This is a genomic window from Aquitalea sp. USM4, assembly GCF_004328945.1.
Classification (GTDB): domain Bacteria; phylum Pseudomonadota; class Gammaproteobacteria; order Burkholderiales; family Chromobacteriaceae; genus Aquitalea; species Aquitalea pelogenes.
This window is the reverse complement of sequence record NZ_CP029539.1, coordinates 247,152-266,961: the sequence shown is the minus strand read 5'-3', so window position 1 is coordinate 266,961 and position 19,810 is coordinate 247,152. Positions and strand designations below refer to the sequence as shown.

Here is a 19,810-nt window from a genome sequence, read left to right as displayed (position 1 = left end):
CATTCCAGAGGGTGGGGCGAGGATTACACCGCTGCTGCCGGCAGGCGTCAACCATGTCGGCAGCAGGGCGTTGGCGGGTGTGCTCAGGCGGTCAGGCGGCAGTAGTCCTGTGCAATGGCGGCGGCCAGGCGGGCATTGTTCAGTACCAGCTGGATGTTGGAAGCCAGGCTGTTGCCGCCGGTCAGCTCGCACACCCGTGCCAGCAGGAAGGGGGTGGATTCCTTGCCGCCGATGCCTTGATCACTGGCTTCCTGCAGGGCTTGTTCGATGGCGGCGTCAATCTTGTCCGACGGCATGGCGAATTGCTGCGGAATGGGGTTGGCCACCACCATGCCGCCCTTCAGCGCCATCGCCCATTTGGCTTGCATTACGGCGGCAATGTCGGCGGCGCTATCCAGGCGGTAATCCACCTTGAAAGCACTTTCACGGGTGAAGAAGGCGGGCAGGGTGGCAGTCTGGTAGCCGATTACCGGCACACCGTGGGTTTCCAGGTATTCCAGCGTCAGTCCCAGGTCCAGAATCGACTTGGCACCAGCACACACCACGGTGACCGGGGTCTGGGCCAGTTCTTGCAGGTCGGCGGAAATATCAAAGCTGTGCTGGGCACCACGGTGCACGCCGCCAATACCGCCGGTGGCAAACACGCGGATGCCTGCCATGGCGGCGATGATCATGGTGGAAGCCACGGTGGTGGCTCCGGTCTGGCGGCCCGCCACGATGAAAGGCAGGTCGCGGCGGCTCACCTTGACCACTTCCCGGCCACGTTTGCCCAACAGTTCGATTTCATCCGCGCCAAGGCCCGCCTTCAGGCGGCCATCAATGATGGCAATGGTGGCGGGCACCGCGCCATGGGCACGCACTTCGGCTTCCACTTGCAAGGCGGTGGCCACGTTTTGCGGATAGGGCATGCCGTGGGAGATGATGGTGGATTCCAGTGCAACGACTGGCTGACCGGCAGCCAGCGCAGCGGCGACTTCGGGATGGATGTCCAGGTAAGGGTGTTGGCTCATGATTGCTCCGGATAAGGCAAATTGGGGCACAGCTGTTGTACGGCTGTCAGTGACAAGGTGGGGTTATTGGTAGCGGCACAGCTCAGGGTGAGAGCGGCACAGGCTTGTGCCAGTTCCACGGCGTGGGGTAAGGGCATGCCTTGCAGCGCGCCCCAGGCAAGGCCGGCCATCAGCGCATCACCGGCGCCGGTGGCGTTGACAATGTCGCAGGCCGGGGCCGGGCACCAGCCATGTGTACCGTCGGCATGGCTGTAAAACACCCCGTCGGCGGCCAGGCTGACAATCAGCTGCCGGATGCCCTGCTGGTGAAACCAGCTGGCCAGGGCCGGGGCCTGCGCGGGGGTATCCAGCGGCAGGCCGGACAGGCTGGCTGCTTCCAGCCGGTTGGGTTTCAGGGTGTGGATGCGGCCCAGCCAGGGGCGCAGGCGGTCGGCCTTGAAGGCAGATACCGTGTCCATGAACACTGGGGTGTCGCCCGCTTCGGCAAACAGCCAGGCCAGGGCATCGGGCGAGAGATTGGCATCGGCCACAATCAGCCCGGCGTGGCGCAGCAGTTCGCGCTGTGGTGCCAGACGCGTGGCATCCAGCCGGGTCAGGATATCCATGTCATTGATGGCAATGGCCATGTCGCCATCCGGTCCGTGAATGGACAGATAGGTGGAGGTGGCCGCATCCGGCAGCAGCAGGACGTGGCGGACATCAACCCCGGCGCGCTGGGTGCTTTCCAGCAGCGCCCGACCATAGAGGTCATCCCCCACGGCGCTGATCAGCCGGCAATCCGCCCCCAGCCGGGCCAGGTTTTCCGCGATATTGCGTGCCACACCACCGGCCGAGCAGCTTATCCTGCCGGGATTGGAGTCGCCCTGACGCAGAGCGGCCACCGTGCTGCCACGAATATCCATATTGGCACCGCCCAGCGCCACCACATAAGGGCTGTCGGCCAGAATATAGCCCTTGCCCAGAATCTGACCCTTTTGCATCAGCTTCATGATGTGGCCGGCCACGGCCGAGCGGCTGATGCCCAGCTGGTCGGCAAGTTCCTGCTGCGGAATCAGCGGGTTCTGCCGCAGCCATTGCAGGATTTCCTGTTCGCGTTCGGTCATTAAACTTATGTTTGTTTGTAAAACATTTGTTTATGCTAATGGCCCGGTCAGCGTCTGGTCAAGTTCAAAGGGCACGCCACTGTGATTTGCGGCTATAACAAAAGTACTGCCCAGGCTGCGACTGGCCTGGGCAGACTTTCACCCTTGCGGTGAATCACCCGTCCGGCATCCGGGCGGGTTTCTTTTTTGTTCCGTTGGTCAATGGCAAAAAAAATGCCGCCAGCGTAACACTGGCGGCCACGACTGCAAGGAAGGTGTTTTACAGGCGGTACTGCTGCAAGGTGCTGATCTGGTGGCGTGCCAGTTCGTCCAGATGACGCGCACTGCTGGCCGCTTCCTGTGCTGCCGAGGACGCTTCTTCCGTCATCTGGGCAATCTGTTCTACCTGTACCGCAATATTGTTGGTGGCCTTGCCCTGTTCCTTGATGGCATCGGAAATCTCGGTGACCATGTGTACGGTATTGCCGGTGGCCTCGCCAATCTGCTTGATGGCATGGTCGGCATGGTCGGCACGGCTCACGCCATTGCGTACCAGTTCCTCGGCGGCATGCATCTGTTCGGTGGCCTGGCGCGAGCGGTCACGCATGGCATTGATGGTGGAGGAAATTTCCTGGGTGGAGCTGCTGGTGCGTTCGGCCAGCTTGCGCACTTCGTCGGCCACCACGGCAAAGCCACGTCCCATTTCGCCAGCCCGTGCTGCTTCGATGGCGGCATTCAACGCCAGCAGATTGGTCTGGTCGGCAATATCCTTGATTACCCCCACCACGGTGTCCACCTGTGCGCTATAGGTGTCCAGTTCGCGAATGCTGCCCGCTGCGCTGTCCACTGCGCTGGAAATGTCGCGAATGTCGTGAATGGTCTGGCTGATGGTGGTGGAACCCTGGTGCGCCAGGCTGCCAGCGCTGTGCGCGAGGTCGCGGGATTCTTCGGCACGGGTGGCCACGTGGTTCACGCTGACGGTCATCTGTTCGATGGTGGCGGCCATATTGGCAGACGATGACGATTGCGCATCGGCCGCAGCAGCCACCTGGGTGGCAGTCTGCGACAGGTCTTCCGAGGCTGCTGCAACCGAGCGCGCCCCTTCCAGGATGGATTTCAGATTGGTCTGCAAACCACCCAGCAGATTATTGAAGGCAGTGGCGGTGTGGCCGATTTCATCCTGATTGATGACCGGAGCGCGCTGGGTGAAATCCAGCGACTGGCTGACCTGTTGCATGGTGTGCTGGATGGAAGTCAGGCCACGGCTGATGGTGCGGAACAGGGTGAAGCCCATGAACAGCACCAGCAGCAAGACTGCACCGATCACGCCACCGGTTTGCAGCAAGGCACTGTTATAGGCGGCCTTGTTGGTGGCAACTGCGTCGAGTGACAGTTTGAGGTTGTATTCGGTATGGGCGATCAAGGCCTTGCGCAGCTCTGTACCGGTGGTATTCAGCGGGCCATCACGCAGCATGGCATCGGCCAGATCATCCTTGCCGTCACGTGAAACCTCAAAGAACTTGCTGCGCTCGGCGCGATAGGCCGCCAGTTTCACCTTGTCGTCCTGCAACATTTGAAGGTCATGATCATCCGAAATCAGGTTCTTCTCATAATCAATAATCAGATCATCCAGTTTTTTATCTGCTTCACCCGACATGGCTTCAGCGGCCGATTTTTCACCGGTGGTATGCGATACCGAATGCCGGGTGATGGCATTGCGGATATCCATGAAGGCATACACCATGCCGTTCAGGTCACGCACGCTGGGGGCCAGGTTGGTAACGGTGTATTCAAAACGATTGCTGGCCTGTTTTTGCTGGTAAGCGCCAAAACCACCCACCAGCAGCAGGGCGAGCAGGGCAATGGCCAGGGTCAGGATGAGGCGTCGGATGATGGCCATGATAGTCTTCCTTGCAAGTGTTTCGTCTTATCGTTATTCGTCAATGACATAGTGTGTGCTACGTAAATGTACCTATAGCAGCCCATCGCGACGTTTGCAGGAAAGTTTTGATTTTTTTGATGATTATGCAGTTTTGCTTCAAACAGCATAAAAAAATGCTTCTGATATGGCGGGTGTGATCAGACATAAAAAAGACCGCAGCGGCGCAGGCCGTGCGGTCGTTTAGCGGAAAGGGCAGGTTCAGGCTGGCAGTATTTCCCAGCGGCCCTGACCCAGAATCTGCAATTGCTGCTGATGGTATTGCAGCAGGCTGCTGCGATGGCCAACGCTGACCAGTGTGGTGTCCGGCAGTTGCTCTCGCAGCAGGCGGTACATGGCATCTTCCAGTCCTTCGTCCAGCGCCGAGCTGGCTTCGTCCAGAAATGCGATATCCGGCTGGTTCAACAGCAGGCGGCCAAAGGCCAGACGCTGCTGTTCGCCCAGCGACAGGCTGTGGCTCCAGTCGCGCTCTTCATCCAGTCGGGGCAGCAGGTGGCCCAGCTGTATGCTTTGCAGTACCTGCTCCAGCTGTGCGCTATTGCCTTGCGGCGGCGTGGCCGGGTAGTACAGCGCATCGCGCAGGCTGCCGCCCGGCAGGTAAGGCTTTTGCGACAGGAACATCACACCGCTTGCTGGCAGGGTGATTTGGCCCTTGCTATAGGGCCACAGACCGGCCAGGCTGCGCAGCAGCGTGGTTTTGCCCGAACCGGAGCGGCCGCGAATCAGCAGCGCGCTGCCTGCCGGAATTTCCATGGAGACATTGTCCAGCAGGCAGTCGCCAGCCGGGCTGTGCAGGCTGAAGGCTTCCAGCGCCAGCCGCTTGCCCTGATGGCTGATGGCCGGGCGTGGCAGGGTGGCGGCTTCCTGCATGGAGTCGCAATAGCCGGACAGACGGTTGAGCACCGCGCGATAACCGGCAAAGTCGTCGTAGGCATTGCGGAAGAAGGACAGATTGTCGTGCAAGGTGCCAAAGGCCTGGGAAGTTTGCATCAGGTCGCCCAGGGTAATCTGCTTGGAGAAAAAGCGATGGGCCTGCACGATGAGCGGAAACACCACGGCGGTCTGGCTGACAATCAGGTTGAAGCCCTGGAATTTCAGCGACCGGAACACGATGCGCCAGTTATTGTGGATGATCTGGCCAAAACGGCTGCGCAGCAGCATGCCTTCCACTTTTTCCCCGGCATAAAAAGCAATGCTTTCTGCATACTCCAGCAAGCGCACCAGCAGGTAACGATAGTTGGCGTTGTATTGCTCGTTCAGGAAGTTCAAGCGTACCAGTGGGCGGCCGATCTTCACTGCCAGCACGGTGGCAATCAGCACGTAGACAAATACCGCAAACACCATGGCGCGCGGTATTTCCACCCCCAGCAGCTGCAAGGGGCCGGACAGGTTCCACAGGATCAGCGTGTAGGCCAGGGTGGACACCAGGGCGCTGACCACGCCCATCGACAGACCGAGCGAACTGCTGACGAAGCTGCTGACATCCTGCTGGATACGCTGGTCAGGGTTATCGCTGTGTTGCGGCAGGTATTGCAGGCGGTAGAAGGCTTGCTGACTCAACAACCTTTGCAGCAGTTGTTCGTTCAGCCAGGCACGCCAGTGGATGGAAAAGCTCTGGTTGACGTAAAAGCTGAACAGGCTGCGCAGCACATGCAGGCTGGCCAGAATGCAGAAAATGCGGACAAAGCTCCAGAACAGGCTTTCATTCAGTTGCTGCAAGGAGGTATACAGCCCGTTGCTCCAGTTGGACAGCACCACGTCCAGCCGCACGCCAGCCAGGGTCAGCAGCAGGATCAGCGCAATGGCCAGCAGTGGTTTGGCACTGCGCCGCAGGCTGAAGTAAGCACCGCTTAGTTGCCAGAATTGGCGGCCCCAACTGGTGAGCCGGGTCAGGCTCCACACCGCAATGACAAACAGCAGGCAAGTGATGCCATAGGCCTTGGCTACCCACACCAGGCTGGTGCCCAGTTCCTGATTCCAGTTCATGTTTCCCCTTTGATGCAATCAGACATGCCGTGTGCCGGCAGCGGGCCAGTACACGGCATGGGTGGATGGTGAGACGCTGCCCTGATGGCAGCAGCACAGCTTACGATGCCAGCTGCCTGCTGCCAAACGGTGACTGGCTGTCAATGATGAACAATTGTTGCCCGCCAGCAGCAAGGCCGGTGCCGGCGTTCAGCCGGGCTTTACCACAATATCTTCACCGCGGTTTCGCCCAGCCAGTCCTGCAAGGCCAGCAGCAGGCTGTCGTCCAGCCGGACAGCCCAGCCTTGCGACAGGGCCACATCGCCACGCGCTTGGGCATTGCTATAGCTGATGCGAACCAGGCCGCCGTTTTCCTCGTCACGATAGGGGGTGAGCAAGGTTTTCAGCCGGTTGACATCGGCATTGCCGTTCATCTGCAAGGACAGGCCGCGGGCAAAGCAGCTGCGTGCTTCGCCCAGATCGTAAATGCGGTCGGCCATGATGCGCAGGCCGCCAGAGAAACTGTCCTCGCTCACCTTGCCTTGCACCACCAGCACGATGTCTTCTTTCAGCTTGTTGCGGTTGACTTCGTAGCTGTCGCCAAACAGGCCGATTTCCCGCTTGCTGCTGCCATCGTCCAGTTCGACAAAGGCCATCTTGCCGCGATTGCCCATCTTGACGCGGATGCCGGTGACAAAACCGGCCAGCAGTTGCGGCTCCTTGCGCGGAGTCAGGCGCGAGAGTGTGGTCTTGATGAAGGCACGCACTTCCTGCGCATAGGCGGAGAACGGGTGGCCGGACAGGTAGAAGCCGATGGCCAGTTTTTCTTCCGCCAGCTTGACGGCGTCATTCCATGGCCGGGTGGCCACCATTTCCACCGCCGGGGCCACGTCGTCGCCAAACATGTCGAACAGGCCGCCCTGATTGGCATTGGCGTGGGCCTGATCGGCTGCTTCCATCGCCAGGCCGACATTGGCAAACAGCAGGGCGCGGTTGGGTTCGATGCTGTCAAAAGCCCCGGCGCGGATCAGCGCTTCGATCACCCTCTTGTTGACCAGCTTCTTGTCGGTGCGCTGGCAGAAATCAAACAGGCTGGTGTAGGGGCCGCTGGCTTCACGCACCGCCACGATATGGTCGACAGCAGATTCGCCACTGCCCTTGATCGCGCCCAGTGCATAGCGGATTTCCTGACGGCTGACCGGCACAAAGCGGTAGAAGCTGTGATTGACGTCCGGTGGCAAGAAGCGCAGGCCGTTCTTGGGGTCGGTGGCGTCGTCATAAAACACCTTCAGCTGGTCGGTATTGTCCAGTTCGGTGGACATGGTGGCAGCCATGTAGGCGGCGCAATGATGTGCTTTGAGCCAGGCCGTATGGTAGGCCACCAGCGCATAGGCGGCGGCGTGCGATTTGTTGAAACCGTAGCCGGCGAATTTCTCCATGTAGTCGAAGATTTCGTTGGCCTTGGATTCAGGAATATCCTGCTTGGCGGCACCCTGCACGAACATGGCGCGCTGCGCCACCATCTCCTCCACCTTCTTTTTACCCATCGCGCGGCGCAGCAAGTCGGCACCGCCCAGCGAGTAGCCGCCAATCACCTGGGCGGACTGCATCACCTGTTCCTGATACACCATGATGCCGTAAGTCGGTGCCAGTACCGGCTCCAGCAGCGGGTGCAGGTATTCGAACTTGGCGCCGTGCATACGCTGGATGAAGTCGGGAATCAGGTCCATCGGGCCCGGACGGTACAAGGCCACGAAGGCGATAATTTCTTCGAACTTGCTGGGTTTGGCTTCCACCAGCATTTTTTTCATGCCGGAGGATTCAAACTGGAACACGCCGGTGGTGTTGGCGCTGGCAAAAATCTTGTAGGCGTCGGCATCGTCCAGCGGCAGATGGGCAACGTCCACGTCCTCGTTGCTGACCTGCTTGATATAGCGCTGGGCCAGTTCGATGATGGTGAGGTTGCGCAAGCCCAGGAAGTCGAACTTCACCAGGCCGATCTGCTCCACGTCGTCCTTGTCGAACTGCGACACCGGTGAGGCACCGTCGGCACTGGCAATGTACAGCGGGCAGAAGTCGGTAAGTTTGCCCGGGGCAATCAGCACGCCACCGGCGTGCATGCCGATGCCGCGGGTGAGGTCTTCCAGCTTCATCGCCAGTTCGATCAGCTCATTGGCACCTTCCGATTCAATGACTTCACCGATCTGCGGCTCCACTTCCATCGCCTTTTCCAGACCCAGCGGCTTGTTGGCCTCCAGCGGAATCAGCTTGGACAGGCGGTCGCACAGGCCGAAGGGCAGGTCCAGCACCCGGCCCACGTCGCGAATTACCGATTTGGACGACATGGTGCCGAAGGTGGCAATCTGGCTGACGGCTTCTTCGCCGTATTTCTGCCGGGTGTATTCGATCACGCGCCAGCGGTTTTCCTGACAGAAGTCCACGTCGAAGTCGGGCATGGATACCCGTTCCGGGTTCAGGAACCGCTCGAACAGCAGGGCGTAACGCAGCGGGTCGAGGTCGGTAATGCTCAGGCTGTATGCCACCAGCGAACCGGCACCGGAACCCCGGCCCGGACCTACCGGGCAGCCATTGCCCTTACCCCACTGGATAAAGTCCGCCACGATGAGGAAGTAACCGGGGAAACCCATCTGGATGATGGTGTCGCACTCGAACTTCAGCCGGGCATCGTATTCCGGGCGGCGCGCCTCACGCTCGGCCGGGTCGGGGAACAGCTGCTCCAGCCGCACTTCCAGCCCGCGCTTGGCTTCGTACACCAGAAAATCATCCAGCGTCATGCCTTCCGGGGTGGGGAACAGCGGCAGGTAGTTCTTGCCCAGCACCACCGAAATATTGCAGCGCTTGGCAATTTCCACCGTGTTTTCCAGCGCTTCCGGAATATCGGCAAAGCGCTCCAGCATCTGTTCGGTGGAGAGGAAATACTGGCATTCGGAGAAATTGCGCGGACGGCGCTTGTCGCCCAGCGTGTAGCCCTCGGCAATGCACACCCGTGCCTCGTGGGCCTTGAAGTCGTCCGGGTCCATGAACTGGATGGGATGGGTGGCCACGACCGGCAGGCCGGTTTCGCCTGCCAGCCACAGTGTGGCCTGTACCACGCTTTCCACCTGCGCATTGTCCACGCGCTGGACTTCCAGATAAAAACTGTCGGGAAACAGGCTCTCCCAGTACTGCGCGCGGCGCATCGCTTCTTCGCGCTGGCCCATGGCCAGTGCCACGCCAACATCACCCATATGTGCACCGGACAGGCACAGCAGGTTGCTGTTATCGCCCTGTTCCAGCCAGGCGCGCTTGATTTCGGCGCGGCCACGGTACTGGTTGTGGGTGAAGGCCTGGGTCAGCAGCTCGCATAGCCTGCGATAACCCTCACGGTTTTTCACCGTCAGCATCAGGCGGGTGGGCTTGTCGCGGTCTTCTTCGTTTTCCAGCCAGATATCGGCCGAGACGATGGGCTTGATACCCTTGTTACGGCAGGACTTGTAAAACTTGACCATGCCGAACAGGTTCATCAGGTCCGACATGCCCATGGCAGGCATATTGTCCTTCTGCGCACGCTTTACCGCGTCGTCGAGGCGGACAATGCCGTCGGTGATGGAAAACTCCGAGTGGAGGCGAAGATGGATAAAGCGGGGTGCGTTCATGGCGGCATTTTACCGGCAGCGCGGCATCTGCACCATGTGTGCGGCAAGATAAATCGCATGCCAGCGGCTGCATGCTCGCTGCCTTGGGCTGGCTGTTTGTTGCGACTGTCACCAGCCTGTCATTCCTCCTTTTCTTGTGCTGCGTCGCAGCATTAGAATGGTGGCATCAGGAATCAGCCAAACGGTGAGCAAGATGGATTGTGATGTCAGAGAGCTGGATGGTACCAGCCTGTACAAATTACTGACTGGCAGTGTGCTGCCGCGTCCCATTGCCTGGCTCAGCACGCAGGATTTGCTGGGTGTGGCCAACCTGGCACCGTTTTCCTTTTTTACCGTTGCCGGACTCAATCCGCCGATGCTGGCCGTGACCATACTCAGGAAGCCGGATGGCAGCGACAAGGACAGCCTGGCCAATATCCGCGCGACCGGCGAATTCGTGGTGAATATTGTCAGCCAGGAGCTGGTCGAGGAAATGAACCAGTCCTGTGCCGCCTATCCGGCGGAAGTGGACGAGTTTGATCTGGCCGGCCTCGCCAAAGTCCGTAGCAAACAGGTGAAGGCACCCGGCGTGGCGCGCTCGCCGGTACGCTATGAGTGTGTGCTGCATAGCTGCCTCGACCTTGGGCACGGGGCGGGGGGCAGCACGCTGGTGCTGGGTGAAATCCGTCATGTGCATGTGGCGGATGCGGTGTATCAGGATGGCCGGATTGATGTACAGGCACTGCACCCCATTGGCAAACTGGCGGGGGATGCCTACACCCTGGTGCATGCGGATTTCTCGCTGGCACGGCCCTGATTTTTCTGACCACATAAATGAAAAAAAGCACCAGTCCGGTGCTTTTTCCTGGCAAGGCTTAGCGTAAGGCCTGGCTGATTTTTTCTGCCATCTCGTCCAGCAAGGCATAGCGACGGTTGTATTCGCTGCGTTTTTTACTGGCAATTTCTTCCATCGGCTTGCGCGGGATGGGGAAGGGGATGCGGAAGTATTCGGTGTTGATTTTCTCGGCACCGATATCCAGCCAGAAGCTGTCGTAATCTGCCTGGAACTCACGCCGGTAGCGCCAGGAGCTGTAAATATGGCTGTCCTTGCACACGGCTAGCACTTGCTGGCAGCCCATTTCACGGGCAATGACGGTCAATGCTTCCAGTACCAGCCGCTTGGGAAACAGGCCGTGACAAGCCTTGGTGGCGGTGCGGATGCACTCGTGGCCAAACTCCTTGCGCGGGCCTTGCAAGCCGCCAATCAGCGCCACCGGCTGCCCCTGATACTGGCACAGGGTAAAGGTGAGGGTGGCCAGTGCCACTTGCTGGCTGTCAACAAACTGCAGCGACAGCTCGCCTTCCTTGTCAAAGTAATGGTTATGCCCCATCACCCAGCTGAAGCTGCTTTCATCCTTGCCCGTAACGCTGGCAATGCAGATATTGTCCAGCGACAGCAACTGGCTGCGCACGGCTGGCGGCAGTTGCAGTACCCGGCCATAGTGCTGTTGCAGCATCTCTACCTTGGCGGCATTGCCCAGCCCGCGGTGCAAATAGGGGCGATGCAGCTTTTGCGAAAGTCGCGGAGCCAGCTTCAGGTAGTCCAGCAGCATGGGCTGGCTGCTGAGGTAGCCCAGCCAGCGGTAGCTGCTGGACAGTGACAGCAAGCTGCGCAGTACCAGCTTGACGCGGTTCTTGCGTTCATCCAGATAGTCGCGCTGGGAAAATCCGCCACTCGCCAGCTGGCCTAGCAGTCGGACAGGGTGAGGTCGGGACGCTGATTCGATTGTTTTCACGCAGGGTTCTTCTAAAAGCGTTCGTGCACGGAAATGCATTATGGTTTATCCGGGTGTCGGCGTCTTTGGCCGGCTTGTCCCGTCGTCGTTACCGTTTGTGACGGTTTACTTTTTTTCTTCGCGGGGTTTGAGGGCAGACAGGGCTGCGCGTTGCATTTCCAGCGTTTTCATCTGCATGGACAGCATGCCCAGATTCATGGTCAGCCAGCCTTCCACTACCCGCAGCTCTGCCAGTTTGCGGTCGATTTCCTCCTCGCTCATCGGCGGGAGAAAGGGTTGGGCGCTGACAGGAGTGGCAGTTTGCCAGAACTGGCGGAACATGGCGAATGGGTCGTTCGGGTTGAAATCGGCGCTCATGACGTTTCTCCTGGTCAGAAATAGAAAACGGGCAAGACTGGCTTGCCCGTTCAGTATAAGACCAAAGACGACAGCTTAGCTGTTGTTGGCTGCTACCTGCGCATCCACGGCAGCCAGGGCCACCATGTTGACAATGCGGCGTACCGAGGAGATCGGGGTCAGGATGTGTACCGGCTTGCTCATGCCCATCAGGATGGGGCCGATGGTCACACCGTCGGATGCCGAAACACGCAGCAGGTTGTAGCTGATGTTGGCAGCTTCAACGTTCGGCATGATCAGCAGGTTGGCCGAGCCCTTCAGCGTGGTTTCCGGCATGGCCTGGGTGCGGATGGCTTCCACCAGGGCGGCGTCACCCTGCATTTCGCCATCGATTTCCAGGTCAGGCTGGGCCTCGCGGATCAGTTCCAGTGCGGAGCGCATCTTGTCGGCGGATTCACCGTTGATGGTGCCGAAGCTGGAGTTGGACAGCAGGGCGGCCTTCGGTGCAATACCGAAACGCTTCATCGCTTCGGACGCCATCTTGGTGATACCAGCCAGTTGTACTGCATCCGGCTTGGCATTCACGTAGGTGTCGGTGATGAAGATGTTGCCGGTCGGCAGGATCAGTGCGTTCATGGCACCGGCTACCTTGTCGGCATTGTCGTAGCCCAGCACGGTTTCCACGATGTCGAAATGCTGACGGTAAGTACCATAGGTACCGCAAATCATCGCATCTGCATCACCGCGGCGAACCATCAGTGCGCCAATCAGCGTGGTGTTGCCGATCACGCGGCGACGGGCCTGCTCCTGGGAAACGCCCTTGCGCTTCATCAGGTTGTAGTAGTCCTTCCAGTATTCGGCAAAGCGCGGGTCGGATTCGTTGTTGACCAGTTCGAAATCCTTGCCCGGTTCCAGCTTCAGGCCCAGTTTTTCGATACGCTTTTCGATCACGCTCGGACGGCCGATCAGGATGGGGCGGGCGAGGCCTGCCAGCACGATTTCCTGGGTGGCGTGCAGTACGCGCTCGTCTTCACCTTCGGTTAGGACAACGCGCTTGCTTTCCTTCTTGGCCTGGGCAAACACCGGCTTCATGAACAGGTTGGTCTTGTACACGAACTGGGTGAGCTGGTCGGCGTAGGCGTCGAAATCCTGGATCGGGCGGGTGGCCACGCCGGAATCCATGGCGGCCTTGGCTACGGCCGGGGCAATCTTGACGATCAGGCGCGGGTCGAAGGGCTTCGGAATCACGTATTCCGGGCCAAAGGACAGTTCCTGGTCGCCGTAAGCGGAGGCAACGACGTCGGACTGTTCGGCCATGGCCAGGTCGGCAATGGCGCGGACGGTGGCCAGCTTCATTTCTTCATTGATGGTGGTGGCACCCACGTCGAGCGCGCCACGGAAGATGAAGGGGAAGCACAGTACGTTGTTTACCTGGTTCGGGTAGTCGGAACGACCGGTACCGATGATGGCATCCGGACGGACTTCCTTCACCAGCGGCGGCAGGATTTCCGGTTCCGGGTTGGCCATGGCCAGAATCACCGGGTGAGCGGCCATGCTCTTGACCATTTCCTGGGATACCAGGCGCGGGCCGGACAGACCCATGAAGATGTCGGCGCCAACCATGGCGTCGGCCAGTTTGCGCCAGCCGTTGTCGGCAATGGCGTAACGCAGCTTGGATTCGTCCAGCTTTTCGTCGCGGCCGTGATAGATCACGCCCTTGGAATCGCAGACGGTGATGTTTTCACGCTTCACGCCCAGCGCTACCAGGAGGTCCAGGCAGGCGATGGCGGCAGCGCCGGCACCGGAGGCCACCACGCGGACATTGGCGATGTCCTTGTTGACCAGGCGCAGCGAGTTCAGTACTGCGGCAGCGGCCACGATGGCGGTGCCATGCTGGTCGTCATGGAAGACCGGAATGCCCATGCGTTCGCGGCACTTCTTCTCGATGTAGAAGCACTCGGGGGCCTTGATGTCTTCCAGGTTGATGCCGCCGAAAGTCGGCTCCATCGCACAGATCATGTCCACCAGCTTGTCCGGGTCGTTTTCGTTCAGTTCAATGTCGAAAACGTCGATGCCGGCAAACTTCTTGAACAGCACACCCTTGCCTTCCATCACCGGCTTGCCGGCCAGCGGGCCGATGTTGCCCAGGCCCAGTACGGCGGTACCGTTGGTGATGACAGCTACCAGATTACCGCGTGCGGTGTACTTGTAAGCATTGAGCGGGTCTTCCACGATGGCGTCACACGGGGCGGCCACACCGGGGGAGTAGGCAAGGGCGAGGTCACGCTGGGTAGCCAGCGGTTTGGTCGGGGACACCTGGATCTTGCCGGGCTGAGGAAACTGGTGGAAATCGAGTGCGGCTTGGCGCAGTTGCTCGTCCATTCGTGAACTCCTGGGTGGTTTCTTATGGTCGTTTTGAATAATTTAGCTGAATATTATAAGGGCTAACCCTCTATCGGGGCTATGGTCCTGTCAGACAAAGTACGCGGCAAGAGGTTTTCACCTCTGCCGCGTTGTTTGTCCTGTCCTGCTATTACTGCATCATACCTAACATTCGGGGCAGCCACAGTGATATACCGGGCAGATAGGTCACGGCCACCAGGAAGCCCAGCATGGTGAGCAGCCACGGCCACACGGCCACGGTCAGCTCGGTAATGCCCATCTTGGTGATGCCGGAGGCCACGTACAGGTTAAGCCCCACCGGCGGATGACACATGCCGACTTCCATGTTCACGGCAATCAGAATGCCGAAGTGTACCGGATTCACCCCCAGTTTGACTGCCACCGGGTACAGGATGGGCGCCATGATCAGCACAATGGCCGACGGGTCCATGAAGTTACCGGCCGCCAGCAGCAGGATGTTGGTGAGCAACAGGAAGGCCACCACACCCAGGCCCTGTGCCGTCATCCACGCAGCCATGGCTTGCGGAATCTGCTCGGAGGCCATCAGGAAGGAGAACAGCACGGCGTTGGTGATGATGTACAGCAACATCGAGCTCATCGACGCGGCATTGATCAGCACGCGCGGTACATCCTTCAGACCCATGTCCTTGTAGACGAACACGGCAATGATGAAGGCGTACACGGCGGCCATGGCGGCGGCTTCGGTCGGGGTGAAAATACCGCTGTAAATACCGCCAATCACCAGGACGATCAGCAACAGGCCCCACACGCATTCGCGGAAGGCTTGCAGACGCTCGCCCCAGCTGGCACGCGGCAGGCGCGGGTAGTCAAACTTCTTGGCACGGTACCAGGTGGTCAGGCCCAGCAATACCGACAGGCACAGGCCGGGCAGCACGCCGGCCATGAACAGCTGGCCGACCGATGCGGTGGACACGCTCATGCCATCCGGGCCGGTCACGTCCATGCCTGCAGTGGCGATGGAATACATCACCAGGTTGATGGACGGCGGGAACAGAATGCCCAGCGCGCCGGAAGTGGTGATCACCCCGGCACCAAAGCGCTGCGGGTAGCCCTGTTTCACCATGGCCGGCAGGATGATGGAACCCACTGCCACCACGGTGGCAACGGAAGAACCGGTAATGGCGGCAAACAGTGCGCAGGACACCACGCCAGCCAGACCCAAACCACCATACCAGTGGCCCACCAGGGTGGTGGCAAAGCGGATCATCCGTTTGGCCACGCCGCCGTGCATCAGGAAGTTGCCCGCCAGAATGAAGAAGGGAATCGCCATGATTTCGAACTTCTCGATCCCGGTGAACAGCTTGAGCGCCACCGATTCGATAGGGACTTCCGTCATGGTGAACAGGAAGGTCAGTACCGTCAGACCCAGCGAGATGGAGATCGGCATGCCGGTCAGCATCAGGGTAAGCAGCAGACCGAAAATGATGAGGGTGGTCATTAGTGCTTGCCTCCGTGGTTCAGGTCGTGCGGGTGCAGGTTGTCCAGATCCTCGGCACCTTCTTCGATTCCATCAACATGGCCGTGGTCATGCTTGGGCAGGCTGCCGGTCTTGATGAAGTTCCAGGCTACTTGCAGGAAGCGGAAACACATCAGGGTAGAGCCGCAGGGGATGGCGAGATAAACCAGCCACATCGGGGCTTCCAGGTCGGGAGATGTCTGGTCGGTATGGGCGATTTCCCAGACAAAATTGCCGCCCAGCACGGCAATCACGCCGGTGAACAGCGCACCGGAGAGCAGGCCGAAAATGATGAACTTGGCTCGGGTCTTGTCGGACAGGCGGTTGATCAACACGTCCACACCCACGTGGATGCCGGTCCGCACGCCATAGGCAGCGCCGAACTTGGCCATCCATACAAACAGGTAGATGGTGAGTTCCTGGGCCCACGCCATATTGATATGGGCCAGATAGGGTTGCAGGGTTTCGATGCCCGAACCGTAGCGGTGCAGTACCGCCACGAAAGTGATGAGGGTTGCACTTCCCATCAACAGGGCAATCATCCACTCCTCCAGATGGTCGAGGAATTTCAGCATGATTGTTCTCTTTTCGCAAAAAGAGCGTGGGTGCAACAAGGCACGCACGCTCGATTCAGGGCTGATCAGTTGTTGGGGTTGAAACCGGTTTCTTTGTAAATGGCCTTCAGCAGGTCCGGACCGATACGGTCGGCCATCTTGGTGTGTACCGGCAGCATGGCTTTCTTGAAGGCTGCACGCTCGGCTGCGGTCGGGGTGTAGACCTGGGTCTTGCCGGAGGCCTTGATGGCTGCCAGCGCGCGGTCGTTTTCCTTCTTGGCGATGTCGTTGGCGTACTTGGAGGCATCAACGATGGCGCCATCCAGCTGGGTACGCACATCAGCCGGCAGGCCGTCCCAGAACTTCTTGTTCACGATGACGGCATAGCCGAGGAAGCCGTGCTGGGTCAGGGTCAGGTTCTTTTGAACTTCGTAAGCCTTGCTGGTGTAGAGGTTGGACGCTTCCAGTTCGGTTCCATCCACCACGCCGGTTTGCAGTGCCTGATAGACTTCGGAGAAGGCCATCACCTGCGGCAGGGCGCCTACCGAGCGCATTTCTTCTTCCAGTACCTTGGAGGACTGGATACGGATCTTCATGCCCTTCAGGTCGGCCGGGGTGCGGATCGGCTTGTTGGAAGAGAAGTTCTTGAAGCCGTTATCCCAGTAAGCCAGGCCCTTGATGCCCTTGCTTTCCAGCTTGCCCAGCAATTGCTTGCCGATGGCACCGTGCATCACCTTGTTCACTTCGTCGTAGTTGTCGAACACATACGGCAGGTCGAAAACTTCGAATTCCTTCACGCCCAGCGGGCCAAACTTGGCCAGCGACGGGGCGAGCATCTGAACCGCGCCCAGTTGCAGGGCTTCCAGTTCTTCCTTGTCCTTGTAAAGCTGGCTGTTGGGATAAACCTGTACCTTGACCTTGCCATGGGTACGTTCTTCCGCCAGCTTCTTGAAGTATTCGGCAGCCTTGCCCTTGGGGGTGTCCGGCGATACCACGTGGCTGAACTTGATGACGATTTCACCAGCAGCCTGGGCCATGCCGGCTACACCAAAAGAAGCACCGATCAGCAGTGCAGCAATCTTCAGTTTCATACGTCTCTCCGTTTGCATTTCTGTTAGCGTTGAATGTTTTTGCTTTGTTATTACAGCCCTTGTCTGTGGGCTGTTAATACCGTGTAAAGTAGAAGGCGCGCCAACAACATGCCATTGGGGACTTCATCATTGGGGTTTTCCCTAACTCATTTATGCACGTCATTGATATGCTCGCCCGTCGTCGTTCCCCCCGCTTGCTGTGGCTGGGAACCTCCCTCACCCTGATTGCCCTGGTACTGGCCCTGGGTGGCCTGTTTTATCTGGTGTATCGCGACTGGGTGGATGAGCAGCGGGACAATCTCATTCAGGAAGTGCTCTGGCTGGAACAGTCGATGCGCCTGCATATGGAAGGCCAGCAGGAGTGGGCTGAAGGGGTGGCGGCAGATATTGCCAATGGCAAGCTGAGCCCGGAACGCTTCATTTCCAATGCCGCGTTTTTCATGCGCGAAAGCCCGGAAGTGTTACTGGTGCAGCAAATCGACGCGCAAGCCATGCTGCTGCGCGACCAGCACGGACAGGTTGCACCGGGCCGGGTGTTGCATGGTGACGAATATGACGCGGTGTGGCGTGCCATGCGCTTGCGCCGCGCATCCTATGGTCAGCCTTACCGCAGGCCGGATGGCAAATACCGCTTTGATCTGGCCGTGCCCATCATTGCCAATGAAAAAGTACTGGGCAGCATACGGCTGGTGTATCAGTTCGATCAGCTGCTGCACCGTCAGGTGCCGTGGTGGATTGCCTCCAAGAACTACATCAGTTTTGTCGATGTGGGGGGGCGCACACTGGCCAGCAAGTTCGACCCGTCAGAACATCCCGGCAATATCTCGCACCAGACCAGTTTCGATCCGCCCGGTTTCGGCGTTTACCTGCGCGCGGTCAGCTACCGTTCCGGCCTGGGGCTGACCCTGCCGGTGCTCACCGGCCTGATCACCCTGCTGGCAGCAGCCTTGCTGTATTCCATCTGGCGCATCCGTCGCCACATGCGCGAACGCTCGCGCGCCGAGCAGGCACTTTCCACCGAAGTGGCCTTGCGTCAGGCGATTGAAGACTGCATGAAAAGCGGCCTGGTGGCCATCAGCCTGCAAGGCGAAATCCTGCGGGTGAACCGGGCATTCTGTGAAATGCTGGGCTATGCCCCGGAACAGCTGGTGGGGCAGAGGCCGCCGCATGTGTTCTGGCCAGCCAGCGATCATCAGCAGATGCGCGCTGCCATGGATGCGGTGCGGCAAGGCATGCAGCCGGAGCAGGGCTTCGAGTTGCGCTTTGCCTGCCAGAATGGCGATTTTATTGAAGTACGCCTGTATGCCACGCCACTGATCGAGCGTGACGGCAGCCACCGTGGCTGGATTGCCGCTCTGTTTGACATCACCGAACGCAAGCGCCAGCGTCTGGCACTCAATGCCTCGCACCAGCGTTTTCTGACCGTGCTGAACGGCATGCAGGCCGGGGTGTGTGTGGTCAGTCAGGACAGCGGCCAGCTGCTATATGGCAACCCTACTTTTGCGTATCTGTGGCTGGCGGAAGAGCCGGACGCACCATGTTGTCTGCTGCTGCCGGGGCTGCGTGCCGATCCGGAACATGACGATCTGGCCAGTGAGTTCACCCTGCAGAATGGCAAACAGTGGTTCCAGATGCAACGGCGCAGGCTGGAGTGGGTCAACGGGGAGTCCGCCTGGCTGGTGATCCTGACCGATGTCACCGAAGAGCGTGAACGCGAAGGGCGCGCGCAGGCGCAGCAGGAACGCTTCCAGACTACCTCGCGGCTGATTGCCATGGGCGAGATGGCCTCCAGTCTGGCGCACGAGCTGAACCAGCCGCTGACTGCCATTTCCACTTATTCGGCCGGGCTGGCCAGACGCTTGCCGGACACGCTGGAGTTACCCAACGGGGTGCGCGATGCGGTGTCGGCCATCAGCCAGCAGGCGCAGCGGGCGGGGCAGATCATCAAGAGCATCCGCGCCTTTGTGAAAAAGCACGAACCTCAGCTGGAAACGGTAGATCCGGCCCGCGTGGTGGCGCGTGCTGCCGGTCTGGCCGAGATGATGGCCTTCAAGGCCGGGGTTCAGTTGCTGATCGAGCAGGATGACACAGTCTGCCGGCTGGACATGGACCCGGTGCTGATCGAGCAGGTATTGCTCAATCTGATGAAAAACGCCATCGAAGCCATGGTGGAAGCCCAGACACGACGCCCGCACATCATCGTGCGCACTGCTGTCGGTGCTGCTTTCTGGCGGGTGGAGGTGGCTGATAACGGACCGGGGCTGGCCGATAACATCAAGAACGAGCTGTTTACCCCGTTTTATTCCACCAAGCCGGATGGCATGGGGATTGGTTTGAATATCTGCCGCTCCATTGTCGAGTTCCATCGCGGCGAATTCAGCGTCAGCACCGGGGTGAGCGGTGGCTGTGTGTTCTGGTTCACCCTGCCTTTGCGCCGCGACGCGTAAGCATCATGAAAAACGGCACCCTCAGGGTGCCGTTTCCAGATAGCGCAGTGAGTGTGTAGCTTGCGCGCTGTGCGC

13 protein-coding genes are annotated in these 19,810 nt (G+C 59.5%); 2 read left to right on the top strand and 11 right to left on the bottom strand.

Annotation, left to right across the window (positions count from 1 at the left end; all coding sequences use genetic code 11):
- Positions 1-83: 83 nt before the first annotated feature.
- From DKK66_RS01170 to dnaE, 5 genes are all read right to left on the bottom strand, one after another.
- Complete coding sequence (locus DKK66_RS01170; RefSeq protein WP_131354782.1) at positions 84-1,010, bottom strand: pseudouridine-5'-phosphate glycosidase; 927 nt, start codon at positions 1,008-1,010, stop codon at positions 84-86.
- Complete coding sequence (locus DKK66_RS01165; protein WP_131354779.1) at positions 1,007-2,113, bottom strand: PfkB family carbohydrate kinase; 1,107 nt, start codon at positions 2,111-2,113, stop codon at positions 1,007-1,009. The genes DKK66_RS01170 and DKK66_RS01165 overlap by 4 nt, the downstream gene beginning before the upstream one ends.
- A gap of 259 nt (positions 2,114-2,372) precedes the next feature.
- On the bottom strand, positions 2,373-3,992 hold the full coding sequence (locus tag DKK66_RS01160) for a methyl-accepting chemotaxis protein (RefSeq protein WP_131354776.1): 1,620 nt from the start codon (positions 3,990-3,992) through the stop codon (positions 2,373-2,375).
- Between the two features lie 240 nt (positions 3,993-4,232).
- Positions 4,233-6,017: an ABC transporter ATP-binding protein/permease gene (locus tag DKK66_RS01155; protein ID WP_131354773.1), complete on the bottom strand. Its 1,785-nt coding sequence runs from the start codon at positions 6,015-6,017 to the stop codon at positions 4,233-4,235.
- Between the two features lie 200 nt (positions 6,018-6,217).
- Complete coding sequence (dnaE, locus tag DKK66_RS01150; protein ID WP_131354770.1) at positions 6,218-9,652, bottom strand: DNA polymerase III subunit alpha; 3,435 nt, start codon at positions 9,650-9,652, stop codon at positions 6,218-6,220.
- A 193-nt stretch (positions 9,653-9,845) separates the two neighbouring features.
- Here dnaE and DKK66_RS01145 point away from each other — a divergent pair, with 193 nt between their 5' ends.
- Positions 9,846-10,448 (top strand): flavin reductase family protein, encoded by a 603-nt coding sequence (locus tag DKK66_RS01145; protein ID WP_062789735.1) that lies wholly within the window; start codon positions 9,846-9,848, stop codon positions 10,446-10,448.
- A gap of 58 nt (positions 10,449-10,506) precedes the next feature.
- Here the strand turns inward: DKK66_RS01145 and DKK66_RS01140 are convergent, their stop codons facing one another.
- The 6 genes from DKK66_RS01140 to DKK66_RS01115 all read right to left on the bottom strand — a co-directional run bounded on the left by DKK66_RS01140 (position 10,507) and on the right by DKK66_RS01115 (position 17,288).
- The gene (locus tag DKK66_RS01140; RefSeq protein ID WP_165494087.1) at positions 10,507-11,427 is read right to left on the bottom strand and encodes a VirK/YbjX family protein; all 921 of its coding nucleotides are present in this window, start codon (positions 11,425-11,427) and stop codon (positions 10,507-10,509) included.
- 105 nt (positions 11,428-11,532) lie between these two features.
- Positions 11,533-11,784 carry a PhaM family polyhydroxyalkanoate granule multifunctional regulatory protein gene (locus DKK66_RS01135; RefSeq protein ID WP_045847195.1) on the bottom strand — a complete coding sequence of 84 codons (252 nt, stop codon included), beginning with the start codon at positions 11,782-11,784 and terminating at the stop codon, positions 11,533-11,535.
- A 75-nt stretch (positions 11,785-11,859) separates the two neighbouring features.
- Positions 11,860-14,145 carry an NADP-dependent malic enzyme gene (locus DKK66_RS01130; protein ID WP_045847196.1) on the bottom strand — a complete coding sequence of 762 codons (2,286 nt, stop codon included), beginning with the start codon at positions 14,143-14,145 and terminating at the stop codon, positions 11,860-11,862.
- Positions 14,146-14,296: 151 nt separating this feature from the next.
- Entirely contained in the window at positions 14,297-15,625 is a 1,329-nt protein-coding gene (locus DKK66_RS01125; RefSeq protein WP_131354764.1) for a TRAP transporter large permease, read from the bottom strand.
- Positions 15,625-16,218: a TRAP transporter small permease gene (locus DKK66_RS01120; protein WP_045847198.1), complete on the bottom strand. Its 594-nt coding sequence runs from the start codon at positions 16,216-16,218 to the stop codon at positions 15,625-15,627. The genes DKK66_RS01125 and DKK66_RS01120 overlap by 1 nt, the downstream gene beginning before the upstream one ends.
- A 65-nt stretch (positions 16,219-16,283) precedes the next feature.
- Entirely contained in the window at positions 16,284-17,288 is a 1,005-nt protein-coding gene (locus DKK66_RS01115; protein ID WP_131354761.1) for a TRAP transporter substrate-binding protein, read from the bottom strand.
- Between the two features lie 152 nt (positions 17,289-17,440).
- Between DKK66_RS01115 and DKK66_RS01110 the strand changes: the two genes are divergently transcribed.
- Complete coding sequence (locus tag DKK66_RS01110) at positions 17,441-19,735, top strand: PAS domain-containing sensor histidine kinase (protein WP_242673547.1); 2,295 nt, start codon at positions 17,441-17,443, stop codon at positions 19,733-19,735.
- Positions 19,736-19,810 lie beyond the last annotated feature (75 nt).